Annotated in this window: 13 protein-coding genes and 1 other annotated feature; of the genes, 7 read left to right on the top strand and 6 right to left on the bottom strand. The window is 43.2% G+C overall.

Annotation, left to right across the window (positions count from 1 at the left end):
- Nucleotides 1-75: 75 nt before the first annotated feature.
- The 7 genes from ilvC to budA all read left to right on the top strand — a co-directional run bounded on the left by ilvC (nt 76) and on the right by budA (nt 7,931).
- Nucleotides 76-1,071 (top strand): ketol-acid reductoisomerase, encoded by a 996-nt coding sequence (ilvC, locus tag UE46_RS06610; RefSeq protein WP_036062484.1) that lies wholly within the window; start codon nt 76-78, stop codon nt 1,069-1,071.
- A 183-nt stretch (nt 1,072-1,254) separates the two neighbouring features.
- On the top strand, nt 1,255-2,796 hold the full coding sequence (locus UE46_RS06605) for a 2-isopropylmalate synthase (protein ID WP_036062486.1): 1,542 nt from the start codon (nt 1,255-1,257) through the stop codon (nt 2,794-2,796).
- Nucleotides 2,793-3,845, top strand: a complete 1,053-nt coding sequence (gene leuB / locus UE46_RS06600) for a 3-isopropylmalate dehydrogenase (protein ID WP_036062488.1) — start codon at nt 2,793-2,795, stop codon at nt 3,843-3,845. Before UE46_RS06605 ends, leuB begins: the two co-directional genes overlap by 4 nt.
- Before the next feature lie 2 nt (nt 3,846-3,847).
- Nucleotides 3,848-5,245 (top strand): 3-isopropylmalate dehydratase large subunit, encoded by a 1,398-nt coding sequence (gene leuC / locus UE46_RS06595; protein WP_036062491.1) that lies wholly within the window; start codon nt 3,848-3,850, stop codon nt 5,243-5,245.
- Nucleotides 5,223-5,804 (top strand): 3-isopropylmalate dehydratase small subunit, encoded by a 582-nt coding sequence (leuD, locus tag UE46_RS06590; protein WP_036062493.1) that lies wholly within the window; start codon nt 5,223-5,225, stop codon nt 5,802-5,804. The genes leuC and leuD overlap by 23 nt, the downstream gene beginning before the upstream one ends.
- Before the next feature lie 21 nt (nt 5,805-5,825).
- Nucleotides 5,826-7,094, top strand: a complete 1,269-nt coding sequence (gene ilvA, locus UE46_RS06585; RefSeq protein WP_036062496.1) for a threonine ammonia-lyase — start codon at nt 5,826-5,828, stop codon at nt 7,092-7,094.
- Between the two features lie 108 nt (nt 7,095-7,202).
- Complete coding sequence (gene budA / locus UE46_RS06580) at nt 7,203-7,931, top strand: acetolactate decarboxylase (protein ID WP_036062498.1); 729 nt, start codon at nt 7,203-7,205, stop codon at nt 7,929-7,931.
- A 55-nt stretch (nt 7,932-7,986) separates the two neighbouring features.
- Here the strand turns inward: budA and cspD are convergent, their stop codons facing one another.
- The 6 genes from cspD to UE46_RS06550 form a co-directional block, all read right to left on the bottom strand.
- On the bottom strand, nt 7,987-8,187 hold the full coding sequence (gene cspD / locus UE46_RS06575) for a cold-shock protein CspD (RefSeq protein WP_036062500.1): 201 nt from the start codon (nt 8,185-8,187) through the stop codon (nt 7,987-7,989).
- A gap of 376 nt (nt 8,188-8,563) precedes the next feature.
- Complete coding sequence (locus tag UE46_RS06570; protein ID WP_036062502.1) at nt 8,564-9,256, bottom strand: phosphatase PAP2 family protein; 693 nt, start codon at nt 9,254-9,256, stop codon at nt 8,564-8,566.
- A gap of 16 nt (nt 9,257-9,272) precedes the next feature.
- On the bottom strand, nt 9,273-10,262 hold the full coding sequence (dapF, locus tag UE46_RS06565) for a diaminopimelate epimerase (protein ID WP_118907488.1): 990 nt from the start codon (nt 10,260-10,262) through the stop codon (nt 9,273-9,275).
- A 183-nt stretch (nt 10,263-10,445) separates the two neighbouring features.
- Nucleotides 10,446-13,208 carry an isoleucine--tRNA ligase gene (gene ileS, locus UE46_RS06560; RefSeq protein ID WP_036062507.1) on the bottom strand — a complete coding sequence of 921 codons (2,763 nt, stop codon included), beginning with the start codon at nt 13,206-13,208 and terminating at the stop codon, nt 10,446-10,448.
- A gap of 479 nt (nt 13,209-13,687) precedes the next feature.
- Nucleotides 13,688-13,934: a binding site (T-box leader), on the bottom strand.
- Complete coding sequence (locus tag UE46_RS06555; protein WP_118907487.1) at nt 13,922-14,452, bottom strand: DivIVA domain-containing protein; 531 nt, start codon at nt 14,450-14,452, stop codon at nt 13,922-13,924. Its footprint overlaps the feature before it by 13 nt.
- A gap of 146 nt (nt 14,453-14,598) precedes the next feature.
- The gene (locus tag UE46_RS06550) at nt 14,599-15,375 is read right to left on the bottom strand and encodes a YlmH family RNA-binding protein (RefSeq protein ID WP_036062509.1); all 777 of its coding nucleotides are present in this window, start codon (nt 15,373-15,375) and stop codon (nt 14,599-14,601) included.
- Between the last annotated feature and the right edge of the window lie 139 nt (nt 15,376-15,514).

Here is a 15,514-nt window from a genome sequence, read left to right as displayed (position 1 = left end):
CTTGCGACAAATTTTGAATCCCAGAAATCCTTTTTCTGAGAAATATAAAAAGATAATTTATGGAGGTTAGGAAAAATGACAAAAGTATATTATGAAGATTCGGTAAAAGAAAACGCGCTCGATGGTAAGACAGTAGCGGTGATTGGATATGGTTCACAAGGCCACGCCCATTCGCAAAATTTACGCGATAACGGGAACAATGTCATTATTGGGATTCGTGAAGGAAAATCTGCTGAAGCTGCGCGCAATGACGGTTTTGAAGTTTTATCTGTGGCAGACGCGACAAAAGCGGCGGATGTTGTGATGATCCTTTTACCAGATGAAACGCAAGGAGATACTTATGAAGCTGAAATCAAGCCGAATTTAGAAGCTGGCAATGCATTAGCTTTCGCGCATGGTTTTAACATTCATTTTGACGTAATTAAACCACCTGCTGACGTGGATGTGTTCTTAGTAGCACCAAAAGGTCCAGGACATTTAGTTCGTCGTACATTCGTTGAGGGTGGCGCGGTTCCAGGTTTATTCGCGGTTTACCAAGACGCTACTGGAAAAGCAACAGATGTCGCTTTATCTTACGCAAAAGGCATTGGCGCAACTCGTGCTGGCGTTATCGAAACGACATTTAAAGAAGAAACAGAAACCGATTTATTCGGTGAGCAAGCCGTTCTATGTGGTGGTACAACGCATTTAGTGCAAGCTGGTTTCGAAACATTAGTGGAAGCTGGATACCAACCAGAACTTGCTTATTTTGAAGTATTACATGAGTTGAAATTGATTGTTGACTTGATGTATGAAGGCGGCATGGAAAAAATGCGTGATTCGATCTCAAACACAGCGGAGTACGGCGATTATGTTTCTGGCCCACGCGTTGTAACGAGCGACACGAAAAAAGCAATGAAAGAAGTCTTGACGGACATCCAAAACGGTAACTTTGCCAAAGCATTTATTGATGATAATAAAAATGGTTTCAAAGAATTCCATCGTCTGCGCGCAGAGCAAAAAGGACACCAAATCGAAGCAGTTGGTGCGAGCTTGCGCGAAATGATGCCTTTCGTTAAACCACAAAACTAATAGGAAGAGAAATGGGGATTTAGGAAACCTGCAGCGTTTCGACAAATACTTAGATTCTAGGCAAAGTCGAGCACTGGAGCGGAATGTACGACTTGTACATGAGCATCAGCGCACAGACTTTAACGACGAAGATGAGTGTTTGTCGATACGCTGCCCCCTTTTCTAATATGAGGTGGATAAATTATGGCTTATATTCAATTTTTCGATACAACACTACGTGATGGCGAACAAACGCCAGGCGTCAATTTTAATCAGCAGGAAAAAATTCAGATTGCGCGTCAGCTTGAAACTTATGGGATTGATGTGATTGAAGCTGGATTCCCTATCGCGTCTGATGGTGATTTTCATTCAGTAAAAGAAATTGCAAGTGTAATCAAAACGGCTACTGTCTGTGGTTTGGCTCGCTCTGTGGAACGTGATATTGACCGAGCGTATGAAGCACTTCGAGACGCGGCTAATGCCCAAGTCCACGTTTTTCTTGCTACGAGTGATGTACATATGAAGCATAAATTAAACATGAGCAGGCCACAGGTTTTGGCATCGATTAAACACCATGTCGCGCATGCTCGGAAACTTTTCCCGATTGTGCAGTTTTCGCCGGAAGATGCGACGCGTACGGACCCTGCTTTTCTAGTAGAAGCTGTGCAGACGGCAATCGATGCTGGGGCGACGGTGATTAATATTCCGGATACGGTTGGCTTTACGAACCCGACGGAATTTGGTGCCCTCTTCCGCTACTTGCGTGACAATATTCCGAGTTTTGACGAAGTTATTTTCTCGACACATTGTCATGATGATCTTGGAATGTCTGTTGCAAACGCGCTTGCTGCTATTGAAAATGGTGCGCGACGCGTGGAAGGAACAGTAAACGGGATCGGTGAACGTGCTGGAAATACCGCGCTTGAAGAAGTCGCTGTGGCACTTCACATTCGCAATGATTACTACAAATCGGAGTCCGGTATTATTTTGAATCAGACGAAGAAGACGAGTGATCTGATTAGCCGCCTTTCTGGTATGCCTGTACCGCGCAATAAGGCGATTATCGGTGGGAATGCTTACGCGCATGAATCTGGTATCCATCAAGATGGCGTTTTGAAAGAACCAACGACGTACGAAATTATCACGCCAGCCCTTGTCGGAGTAGAGAAGAATTCGTTGCCACTTGGTAAATTGTCTGGCCGTCACGCCTTTGTGACTCGCATGGAGGAACTCGGCTACACGATGACCGACGACGAGAAAAACGATGCGTTTAAACGATTCAAGCATTTGGCAGATGTGAAAAAATATGTGACCGAAGACGACTTGCACGCGCTTATTCTTGGTCAAACGTCCGAGAAAGCGGATGATTATGAATTGAATCATTTGCAAGTACAATATGTGACGGGAGGCGTACAAGGCGCGATTGTCCGCATTCATACGGAAGACGGTTCTGTTTTAGAAGATGCAGCAACTGGGGCTGGTAGTATTGAAGCGATTTATAATACGATTAACCGCCTGATGGAGCAAGATATCGAGCTCACCGATTACCGGATTCAAGCGATTACGGCTGGACACGATGCACAAGCCGAGGTTCATGTTATCGTCAAAGACAAAGACGGCGCAACGTATCATGGCATCGGCATTGATAATGACGTTCTGACCGCTTCCGCCAAGTCGTACCTTCATGCAAGCGCAAAAGCCAATGAGGCAAAACAACAAACAAACGAGGAGGTACCAGTCAAGTGACCTATTCCATTACAGCCCTTCCTGGCGACGGGATTGGACCAGAAATCATGGCGAGCGGTCTAGAGATTCTCGAAACCCTCGCCGAGAAATTCCAACTCGATTTTAAAATTGAAACACACCCATTTGGCGGGGCTGGCATTGACGCCTTGTCCGACCCACTTCCAGAAACAACACTAGCTGCTTGTCAAAAAGCGGATGCCATTTTGCTTGGTGCTATCGGTGGCCCGAAATGGGATGATGCACCGAAACGCCCAGAACAAGGCCTACTAGCACTGCGTAAAGCACTTGGCCTATTCGCAAATATCCGCCCTATTCAAGTTCCAAACACGATTGCGCACCTCTCTCCTTTAAAAAAGGAAATTGTCGAAGGTACCGATTTTATCGTCGTCCGTGAACTCACAGGTGGTATTTATTTCGGCGAACCAAAACATTGGGATGAAACTAGCGCGGTGGATACGTTAACGTATACCGCCTCCGAAATCGAGCGAATCGCTGTTCAAGCTTTTGAACTTGCAAAAACGCGACGTAATAAGGTTACTTCGGTGGACAAAGCGAACGTACTGGCATCTAGTAAACTATGGCGCCAAGTTGTAGAACGTGTTTCCAAACACTATCCTGAGGTTACGCTGGAGCATCTATATGTAGACGCCGCAGCAATGATTCTCATTCAACGCCCTACTACTTTTGATGTGATTGTTACGGAAAATATGTTTGGCGACATTTTGAGTGATGAAGCATCTGTAATCACTGGTTCGCTGGGCATGTTACCATCCGCGAGTCATCCAGAATCCGGTCCATCGTTGTATGAACCGATTCATGGTTCCGCACCAGACATCGCCGGTCAAAACATTGCCAATCCGATGTCGATGATTTCATCTGTGTCAATGATGCTACGCCAATCTTTCCAACTTTTCGAAGCAGCAGATTATCTTGACAAAGCGGCTGCCGATACAATGGAAGCTGGATTCCTAACTAAAGATCTGGGCGGAAATACATCGACTACTGATTTTACAAATGAAGTAAAAAAACGAGTTAAAGGAGGAGAATAACAATGGCTAAAACAATGTTCGATAAATTGTGGGATCGTCACGTCATATTTGGAAAAGAAGGGGAACCACAACTGTTATACATTGATCTGCATTTGGTGCATGAAGTTACCTCCCCTCAAGCTTTTGAAGGATTGCGAATGGAAGGAAGACAGGTTCGCCGCACGGATCGCACGTTTGCCACGATGGATCACAACGTCCCAACCGAAGACATTTTCAACATTCAAGACGTCGTTGCAAAAAAACAAATCGATGCTTTACGTAAAAACTGCGAAGAATTCGGCGTAACGCTTGCCGATGTTGGTAGTGAGCGTCAAGGGATTGTGCATATGGTCGGACCTGAAACGGGGTTAACTCAACCTGGCAAAACAATCGTATGTGGTGACTCGCATACCGCAACACATGGCGCTTTCGGAGCGATGGCTTTTGGCATTGGCTCGAGTGAAGTAGAACATGTCCTTGCTACGCAGTCCATCTGGCAACAAAAACCAAAATCAATGGGTGTCAAAATCAACGGTACCCTTCCAAAAGGTGTTTATGCAAAAGATGTTATTCTGCATCTGATTGCAACATACGGCGTCGCGTTCGGTAACGGATACGCTGTTGAATACTACGGAGAAGCGGTTCGGAAGATGACGATGGAGGAACGCATGACGATTTGCAACATGTCGATCGAAGGCGGCGCTAAAATGGGCATGATGGCACCTGATGCCACCACATTCGCCTACATCAAAGGACGCGAATACGCACCAACAAATTGGGAAGCAGCTATCGCCGATTGGGCAACTTTACCGAGTGATCCTGATGCAACATACGATCGTGACATTGAAATTGATGTTTCTGAACTTGCGCCATACGTTACCTGGGGAACCAATCCAGGTATGGGCGTTCCAGTTACAGAAAACTTCCCAGCTACCCAAAGTATCGATGACGAGCGTGCCTATCAGTACATGGGACTAAAACCCGGCCAATCAGCTTCTGAAATCGATCTTGGCTATGTGTTCATCGGATCTTGTACCAACTCACGACTTTCTGATCTCGAAGAAGCCGCCCAAATTGTGAAAGGTCATCAAGTCGCATCTGGCATCCGCGCAATGGTCGTTCCTGGTTCCCGCCAAGTCCGCCTAGCTGCAGAACGCATAGGTCTTGATCAAGTTTTCATCGATGCCGGTTTTGAATGGCGTGAACCAGGTTGCTCGATGTGCCTTGGCATGAATCCCGACCAAGTCCCAGACGGCGTTCACTGTGCCTCCACATCGAATCGTAATTTTGAAGGACGTCAAGGAAAAGGCGCACGAACACATTTGGTCAGTCCAGCAATGGCCGCAGCAGCCGCAATTAACGGTCGCTTTATCGATATTCGCAAAGGAGTGTGGCAAAATGGAAGCAATGGTGTTGCATAAAGGAAAAACAGTAGCCCTCATGAACGATAACATTGATACCGATCAAATTATCCCGAAACAATTTCTAAAACGTATCGAACGAACAGGATTTGGTGAATTTCTCTTTGACGAATGGCGCTATCTTCCTGATCGTTCCTTGAATCCAGAGTTTCCGCTAAACGCTCCTGACCGACAAGAAGCTACCATCCTTGTCACCGGCGATAATTTTGGCTGCGGCTCTAGTCGTGAACACGCTCCTTGGGCCTTACTCGACTACCGTTTCCGCGTCATTATTGCCGGCGGATACAGTGATATTTTCTACATGAACTGCACGAAAAATGGTATTTTGCCAATTAGTTTGCCAAAAGAAGTACGCGTGAAATTGGCGGCAATTCCAGCGAACGAAGAGATTGCTATCGATTTGCCGAAACAACAAGTTATTAGCTCGGTGGGGACGTATGATTTTGACATCGATGCGACCTGGAAAGAGAAGTTCATCAAAGGCCTCGATGATATCGCCCAAACAATGGAGCATGAATCCATGATTACCGATTACGAAAACAAGGCACGCGCCTATTAAAAATGAGGATGTGAGGATGTTATGGAAATGGTTGATGTCGATGCTTTAGTTAGCAAACAAGACGTGCTCGACGCGTATGATACATTAAAATCTATCGTCAAGCACACGCCACTTGAAAAAGACTACTACTTATCACAAAAATATGACTGCAACGTCTACTTAAAACGCGAAGATTTACAGTGGGTTCGTTCGTTCAAACTACGCGGTGCCTATTACGCCATCGCTCAACTGACCGAAGAACAACTGAAAAACGGCGTCACATGTGCGAGCGCTGGAAATCATGCACAAGGTGTCGCTTTTACATGCCAGAAGCTCGGCGTACCAGCTACAATCTTCATGCCAACGACAACGCCGCAACAAAAAGTATCGCAAGTAAAATTCTTCGGCGGTGAGTTTGTGGAAGTCCGCTTAACTGGAGACACATTTGATGCTGCCGCTTATTCTGCTAAGAAATTTAGCGCTGAAAATAGTAAAACGTTTATCGCACCATTTGACGATGCAGATATCATCGCAGGTCAAGGTACTGTCGCAGTTGAAATGTTGAATGATTTAGGAGACGAGAAATGTGACTTTATTTTTGCAGCAATTGGCGGCGGTGGACTTGTATCAGGTGTTGGCTCTTACGTGAAAGCAGTCAGCCCCGCCACAACCATTATTGGCGTTGAGCCAAGCGGTGCGCCGTCCATGGCCAAATCACTTTTAGCTGGAAAAGTTGTTAGCCTACCTAAGATCGATAAATTTGTCGATGGTGCTGCGGTGAAACAAGTTGGGCAACTAACGTATAAACATTGCGAAAAACTGGTAGATGAAGTGATGGAAGTAGAAGAAGGCGAAGTGTGTTCTACGATTCTAGATATGTATACAAAACAAGCTATCGTTGCCGAACCCGCTGGTGCCCTATCCGTAGCCGCGCTGAATCATTTCCGAGCACAGATCAAAGGAAAAAACGTGGTTTGCATCGTAAGTGGTGGTAACAATGATATCAATCGTATGCAAGAAATTGAAGAGCGTTCGCTTGTTTTTGAAGGCTTAAAACATTATTTTATTGTCAACTTTCCACAACGTCCAGGTGCCCTTCGCGAGTTCGTAAACGATGTTCTCGGTCCATATGATGACATTACAAAATTCGAATATACAAAAAAAGTAAATCGTAATCAAGGTCCAGTCATCATCGGTGTTCTTTTACAAGACCCGAACGACTACGAAAAATTATTAGAGCGCATCGCTGTTTTTGACCCAAGTTTCATGCCGATCAACGACAATCAAATGCTTTATACCCTACTCGTTTAATATCAATTGAAAGGTCCTACAGTTCATTGTGGGGTCTTTTTTGTTAGGAATATCCGATCCTTGGTGTATAATGGCATATAAACTTAAAATTTATGGAGGTGATTCTAAGTGCATGAAGAAAGAAAAAATCGGCTTTTCCAACATTCCACCATGGCAGCACTCGTGGCTGGCCTATATCAAGGCTCCACTTCCTTCAAGGAACTACTGACACATGGTGATTTCGGAATTGGCACATTAAATAATCTCGATGGAGAGCTTATTATTCTAGATGGATCAGCCTACCAAATCAAAGAAGACGGCAAGGTGTATCATTTGAAACCTAAAGATACAACACCCTTCGCTTCTATCACTTTTTTCTCAGCCGATCATTCCTTTGATGTCACAAAACTGACTGCAAAAGCAAAATTAGAAGCGCAAATGGAATCCTATATGCAGAGTCCTAACCTTTTTTATGCCATCAGGATAACTGGTAACTTCCGTATCGTGCACACTCGTGTTGTTAGAAAACAAACGCGTCCCTATCCGCTCTTAATTGAGGCGGTTAAAACACAGCCTACCTTTGATTTAGAATATCGGACAGGCACGATTGTCGGTTTTTGGTCCCCTAGCTATATTCAAGGTCTTGTTGTTCCTGGTTACCACCTTCACTTTATGGATGATCTAAAACAAGTTGGCGGGCATGTATTTGACTATACACTACTCGAGGGTGTTGTTGAAATCGCGCACCAGACAGAGTTTGAGTTAGAGCTGCCGCACACAACGGAATTCCTAAATAGCGACCTTAACAATCCCGAAATAACCGATCAAATTGATTCCATTGAAAATAAAAAAGATTGAGCACTACCTAAAAAACGGTACGTGCTCAATCATTAGTCATGTTCTCTCGCAATGATTAAAGTTTTGTTACTTTATCAGCTTGAGGTCCACGTTGTCCTTCTACGATTTCAAACTCTACTTTTTGACCCTCGTCAAGTGTTTTAAAACCGTCTCCTTCGATTGCGCTGAAGTGTACGAATACATCGTCGCCGCCTTCAACTTCGATAAAACCAAAACCTTTTTCGCCATTGAACCATTTTACTGTACCTTCTTGCATGTGTCAAAAACCTCCAAAAATTTTCTTAATATGTTCCTTTTACACATAAAAAACTTACTGGGAAACTGCTAAACAACAAGCTCACCTTTGTTTTCATAGAAAATTCACATATTATAAAAGGTACTCAAACCTTGGGATCAATACCCTTTATAAAACGTGAATAAGCCGCTACCAAGTGAATACACAGTGTCCCAACAACTACTGTAAAAAGAAATATCATATTTATCGATACCACTATTTTAACGCTTTCATTCCAAAAAAGCAAGTAATATTTCCCTAAGTGCGCCATTATTGCGACAACTTGATGTTTACCATTTTTCTCAAACAAAAAACCGCGAATCTGCTTTATGACAAAGCATACTCACGGTTTCTTATTTTATTTTATAATACTACGATCCTTAATCCGCCATTTCACTAATAAATTATGCAGTGGTTCGCGTACAAGGAAATAGACGCCGAGTGAGATGAAAATGGAAGCAACTCCGAATAGGAATCCTCCGAATACGTCGGTTGGATAATGCACACCTAAATATACACGAGAATACATAATGAAGAAAATCCATCCTAAAGCAACAACACCGATCACGATCTTAGCCCACATTTGCTTCACTGTGAAAATAAGAAACATTGCCGATAAGCCGTAAAAAACGGTGCTACCTGTCGCGTGTCCACTTGGGAAACTAAAACCAGTTTCCGCTATTAAGCGATCAAAATTCGGACGTGGACGAGCAAAAATGTCTTTTAAGACCGTATTTAGTAGAACCGCACAGACAAGAACTGTACCACCAAACCATAGTCCAACCACAAACTTACGCAGAAAAAAGAGAATAACAACGACAATAAGTGTTAAAATAATAGCTGTTTCTGCGCTTCCAATCATCGTTAAGTTCTCTATTAGGTTCGTTTTTGATATGGAAATGTTCGTTTGAATACGACTGATCCAGTTTAAATCGAACTTTGCTACCCATCTAGGTTCTGAATTCACCGCAAGGGCCACAATCACAAAAATTAATAAGGAAAAACCACCAATTACGAATAACGGGAGAGCTTTCTTTTTGTTTGTATTCATTCGTTTGCTCCTAACTTTACTTGTTTTTTTGTAGATAATCTTGTACTTCTGCAACCATCGCTTGATAATTCGCTTGTTCATCGGTATGTTTTTGTTCCAATAAGTTTATGGAATCAGCGGTTATAGCAAGTGTGCCATAATAGACGAACGTTGCGTTACCAATAAGTTGCAAATGAAGCGCGCCATCTTTATCTTTCGCTGCAGTCACTTTTACCCGACCACCGTTATTATAAACATGAACAGGCGTTTCCAGCTTATCATCATGAAGCAATTTTTTCATCAGACTTGAGGCTGACATCGCTGTGCCACAAGCATTTGTAAAGCCCACACCACGTTCAAAAGTGCGAACATAAATCGTATCTTCGGCCAGCTCTTTTACAAAGCTAACATTGACACCGTCTGTAAAATAAGGATTATCTCCATTTAAGTACGTGGAAAGTTTTGCTTGCTTATCTGAATCAAGCGTTACTTGATCGACAAATGTTATGAGATGTGGATTAGGAACCGCAACAGCAGAAAAACGTAATTCTGGATCGAAGGCAGCTACTTGTTCGTTAAACAGCTTGGATTCAGGCCAATTTAACGGCAATGTTGCTGGATCGAATAGAACTGGTGAGATTTCTACTTGATAGGTTGGAATTCCAGCACCTATTTCTTCGGCTTTAGAAACATGAAGTGTCGCTTTCATCGTTTCAACGGTTGCTTCCTTTAGACCCTCGCGTTCTAGCAAGTAACGAGCGACTGTACGCAAGCCATTTCCGCACATCGATGCTTCAGAGCCATCTGAATTAAAAACGCGCATACGGCCGATAGAGGCCTTATTTGAGCTTTCAGAGACAAATAGAATTCCATCCGCTCCACCAAGCATTTCATCACGATTGCAAATACGAACAGCTAATTCCGCTCGGTCCGCATCTTTCCATTTAGAAAGACTATTTTTAGTTTCATCAATAAGAAAGAAATCATTTTGCGAGCCGTGTACTTTAATGAAATTAATATGCGCCATCAAGATCCCTCCATTTCTATTAACTTAAGGTCCTTTTTAAGCTCTGTTAGCTACCAAAGGACCTCAGGCATTATTCCTTGTATTGTGTCATCCGTGTCGTCGCGCCCTCCATAAAAAGCAAGAGCGGCTTTTTATGGAGGCCGCTCCAGTTTTTGTCGGAGCTTAGCGAGCCGTTTCAGCTTTTCATGCGTAGTTTTCTACCACAATATCCGCGCAACGTTTGCACAATGTTGGGTGATCGTGGTTCTCGCCTACGTCTTTCTTCACAACGCGGCAACGTTCGCATGTTTCACCTTCTGCTACAGTGATTGCTACGGCAACGTGGTTCTCTTTTACTGCGTTTTCAGGTGCAGCGTCTAAGCCTTCTACTAATTCGAAATCTGATACGATCAGTAGTTGTGCAAAGTCACCTTCTAGTGAGTCAAATAATTGTTTTGCTTCTGCATCCACATATAGCGTTACTTTTGCAAGCATCGATTTACCGATGATTTTCTCCGTACGGGCTTCTTCTAGCGCTTTTTGAACGACATCACGGATTTGCATGAATTTATCCCATTTCTCCGTAATCGCTTCTGTTGCAGGATAATTTTTCACTTCTGGCATCTCTGTCAAATGAATGCTCGACGCTTCTGGATTTCCAAGATGCGACCATACTTCGTCGGCTGTATGCGGTAAAATTGGTGCTAATAGTTTCGTCAATGTCACGACAGCTTCATAAAAGACAGTTTGCATCGCGCGACGGTCTTTGCTATCTGCCGCCTCAATATAAACAACATCTTTTGCGAAATCCATATAAAATTGGCTAAGTTCTACTGTACAGAAATTATTGATTTGGTGATAAATCGTTGAAAATTCATATTTATCGTAGCTCGTGCGAACATTTTTAACGAGCTCATCTAATTGTATAAGCAAATATTGATCTACTTCACGCAAATCTTCATAAGCAATACCGTTCTCAGCTGGTGTAAAATCAGCAATATTTCCAAGTAAGAAACGCATCGTGTTACGAATTTTACGATATACTTCTGACACTTGTTTTAAAATATCATCACTGATACGAACGTCGGCTTGATAATCCACAGAGGCAACCCACAAGCGAACGATATCAGCGCCTAGTTGGTTGATTACTTTACCTGGAAGCATTGTGTTACCAAGTGATTTACTCATTTTGCGACCGTTACCGTCGAGCGCCATACCGTGACTTAAAACATTACGATATGGTGCCTCACCGTTCGTTGCAACACTTGTCGTTAGCGATGAGTTAAACCAACCGCGATATTGGTCAGAACCTTCCATGTAAAGATCTGCCGGACGATCCAAGTAAGGACGGGCAGCAAGAACAGCTTGGTGACTCGATCCAGAATCGAACCAAACATCCATAATATCATTTTCTTTCGTGAATTCGCCATTTGGACTATCTTCATGCGTAAATCCTGCTGGTAGTAAGTCTTTTGCTTCACGCTCAAACCAGATATCCGATCCGTGCTCGCGGAATAAATCCGAAACATGCTCAATCGTTTCATCCGTGATAATTGGCTCACCATTTTCCGCATAAAAAATCGGAAGTGGAACGCCCCATACGCGTTGGCGAGAGATAACCCAGTCGCCACGATCGCGAACCATGTTGAATAAACGTGTTTCGCCCCATGATGGCGTCCAAGTTACACCTTGGATCGCATCCAGAAGGTCTTGACGGAATTTATCAATAGACGCAAACCATTGTGCTGTCGCGCGGAAAATAACAGGCTTCTTCGTACGCCAGTCATGTGGATATGAATGCGTGATGAATTCCATTTTTAATAATGCGCCGACTTCTTCTAATTTTTCAGTGACCATTTTGTTCGCCGTATCATAGAAAACACCTTCAAAACCAGGTGCTTCCTCTGTGAAAACGCCGCGATCATCGAGTGGAGCGAGAATTTCTAAGTCATATTTTTTACCGATCAAATAATCGTCTTCCCCGTGTCCTGGCGCTGTATGAACCGCTCCAGTACCAGCTTCTGCTGTTGCATGCTCGCCGTTCATAACAAGTGAATCGCGATCGTAAAATGGATGTTTCGTTACCACGCGATCAAGCTCGGAACCACGAACCGTTTTAATAACTTCTGCGTTCTCCCACTCTAATTTCTCACGAAGTCCTGCAAATAGTGCTTCTGCTACAACATATTTCTCGCCGTTAACAGCTACAAGCACGTATTCTAGATCGGGGTTCACAGTGATTCCCATGTTGGCTGGAATCGTCCATGGGGTCGTTGTCCAAATAACGATGTTCGTGCCCTCATCTAGCACACCTTTGCCATCTGTAACTTTAAAAGCCACAAAAATCGAGGCAGATTTCTTATCTTGATATTCAATTTCAGCTTCGGCCAAAGCAGATTCACTTGACGGAGACCAATAAACTGGTTTTTTACCTTTATAGATGTAGCCTTTTTTAGCCATCGCACCAAAAACTTTGATTTGTTCCGCTTCATACTCAGGCTGCAATGTGATGTAAGGGTTAGCCCACTCGCCTGTTACACCTAAGCGTTTGAAACCAGTGCGTTGAATATCCACTTGTTTATAGGCATATTCCGCACATAGTTTACGGAATTCTGCTACAGACATTTCTTTACGCTTCACGCCTTTGTTTGCTAGTGCTTGTTCAATCGGTAAACCATGCGTATCCCAACCAGGAACATATGGCGAACGGAAACCACTCATCGATTTTTGACGCACAATCATGTCTTTGATAACTTTATTCATCGCATGGCCCATATGTAGCTCACCATTCGCATACGGCGGTCCATCATGCAAAATAAATGTTGGTTTATCTGCATTCTTTTGTTGAATTTGATCGTATAGGTCCATCTCTTCCCATTTTGCTTGCCATTCTGGTTCTTTGTTCGGTAAATTTCCTCGCATCGGGAACTCTGTTTTTGGCATTAATAACGTTTCTTTGTATTCCATTAGTCCATTCTCCTTTGTTGGTTGAATTATTTGTTTGGTGCTTAGTGTTTTGGTTTAGAGACTTGATGTGTATTTGGTGCGTTTGTAGTCTGCAGTGGGGTTTCAGAAGGTTTGGAATTGGCTCCTTGTTATTTGTTGAGGTTGAGGCGTTTAGGTAAGCTGTAATCTCAGGTTTGTGCGTTTGTTATTGCTTTGGCGCCTTCGGATCTAGCTTCACGGGCTAGCTCCTCGAAAACTTCATGCCCTCCATAAAAATCAAGTTCGGATTTTCACTGCGGCCCTTCCAGTTCTTTTCGGAGCTGAACGAGCCCGTTCCGCTTTTCTGGTGATCTAGCTTCACGGGCTAGCTCCTCGAAAACTTCATGCCCTCCATAAAAATCAAGTTCGGATTTTCACTGCGGCCCTTCCAGTTTTTTTCGGAGCTGAACGAGCCCGTTTCCGCTTTTCAATTTTTAAACGACAAAAAACCCCTCCCCTAAAAAAGGGACGAGTTCATTAATCGCGGTACCACCCTCGTTGACATCGATCTTAAATCTTTGCCCACTTCGTTATATCGTTAACGCCGATATACGCTTTTTGCTACTAAAGATCAATGTCTCGTTCGAAAAAAGAGCTCCAGAGTGATTTCCTAACTTTCCATTCTAATGCTGACCTCACACCGCTTGCCAGCTCGCTTGGATTAGAATTTGTTCGGGAAAGAGTACTTGTCTCTATTATTGCTTGTCACTATTTTCTTCTATTTCGATTGGGCCTGCGGATTTCAGTTCGGTTGCATCGACTTCATATTCCATCAATTGCTTCCAATCATCACTCTTAATCAGGTCCATTTGTGTTTCTACTAGTAAGCGCAGACGTTCGCGGAACACTTTCGATTGGCGTTTCAAATCTTCAATCTCAATCGCGATTTTGCGAGCTTTCGATAACGAATCACTCAATATCCGATCTGCATCTTTTTCTGCTTCACGTACGATTAACTTCGCTTCTTTATCCGCATTATCAATCACTTGGTTCGCAGCTTCTTGTGCTACAATCAATGATTTATTAAGCGTTTCTTCAATGTTTGTGAAGTGCCCTAAACGGTCATCTCTTGAAGATAGAGTTTCCTCTAAGCGTTTCTTTTCTTTAATCAGTTGTTCATAATCCTTAATAATTTGGTCGAGGAATTCGTTCACCTCGTCCTCTTCATAACCTCTAAAACCACGGCTAAACTCTTTGTTATGTATATCCAGCGGTGATAATGGCATGCTCAACACCTCCATATGGTCAAAGCCTATCAAAACTAGGCCAGCCCCTTTATTATACCATAAAAATTGATTCCCACATATACCTGTTTATAACTATAATAAAATTCCGACTTTCTCGCAAGTATTATCCTCTAGAAAAAGCAAAATTAGCGTAAGTAGCCAATCTCAATGCGAATTTTATCCTTCTTCGTGTGCCCATTGATTTCGCCAAGTTTCACGCGACCGTAACCTCGTGCGGAAATAATATCATTTTCCTCACATTCAAAATCGGGATTCTCAACGGTTTTCCAATTGACCTTCACCAACTTACCTTGCACTAATTGTTTCGCTTTTTGACGAGAAATATTATGAGCCGTTGCAACCACAAGATCTAAGCGTAGACTTGATATCGTCGTGCCCTCATATTGCCAATCCGTGTGCACTGGTAACGCTTGATCAAGCGCTATTTCTTCCAGCATAATATTTACTTTCCCTATTTTATCAAGTTGCAAACTTACGTAGTCTTTCATTTCAGCCATCACGAAAAATTGCCACTCTTCCTTTTCCGTTAAAATATCGCCGAATATATCGCGCTTCATGCCTAGTGACATCACCGTTCCAAGAATTTTTTGGTGGGTTAATGTCGTAAATTTCACAGGATAGCGGATATCAAATAATGTAATCTGGAAATCAGCTTCCGATGGTTCATAGTAATCTGGATAAATAAGTGCGCGTCTTCGCTCCGCTTGATTCACACCACCCCAGAACTTCACCTCAATGTTCTCGTAACCCCCAACGACAGACTCCAAAATCAAGCGTTGTCTCGGGTCTAAAAAGTCAGTTAGCCTCGGCGTATACTGATCCTCCACTTGCACAATCCACTCTAATGCGCCATCGATAAAAGCATGCTCTTCCGCCCTAAAATGTTGGTAAATTCCTTCCATGTCCCTTTTCTCCCTTGAATGACAAAGTCGCTTTCCTAGAAAAAAGCTTCCTTGTGATTTTATCGTGCCTTCATAATCCTCATTATAGCACGCCTACCGCATTTTTGACACTCCTAAATAATCAAAAAATACCAAATGA

The organism is Listeria weihenstephanensis (assembly GCF_003534205.1).
Taxonomy (GTDB): domain Bacteria; phylum Bacillota; class Bacilli; order Lactobacillales; family Listeriaceae; genus Listeria_A; species Listeria_A weihenstephanensis.
Note: the sequence above shows the minus strand (reverse complement) of the source record. Positions and strands in the feature narration are given on the sequence as shown.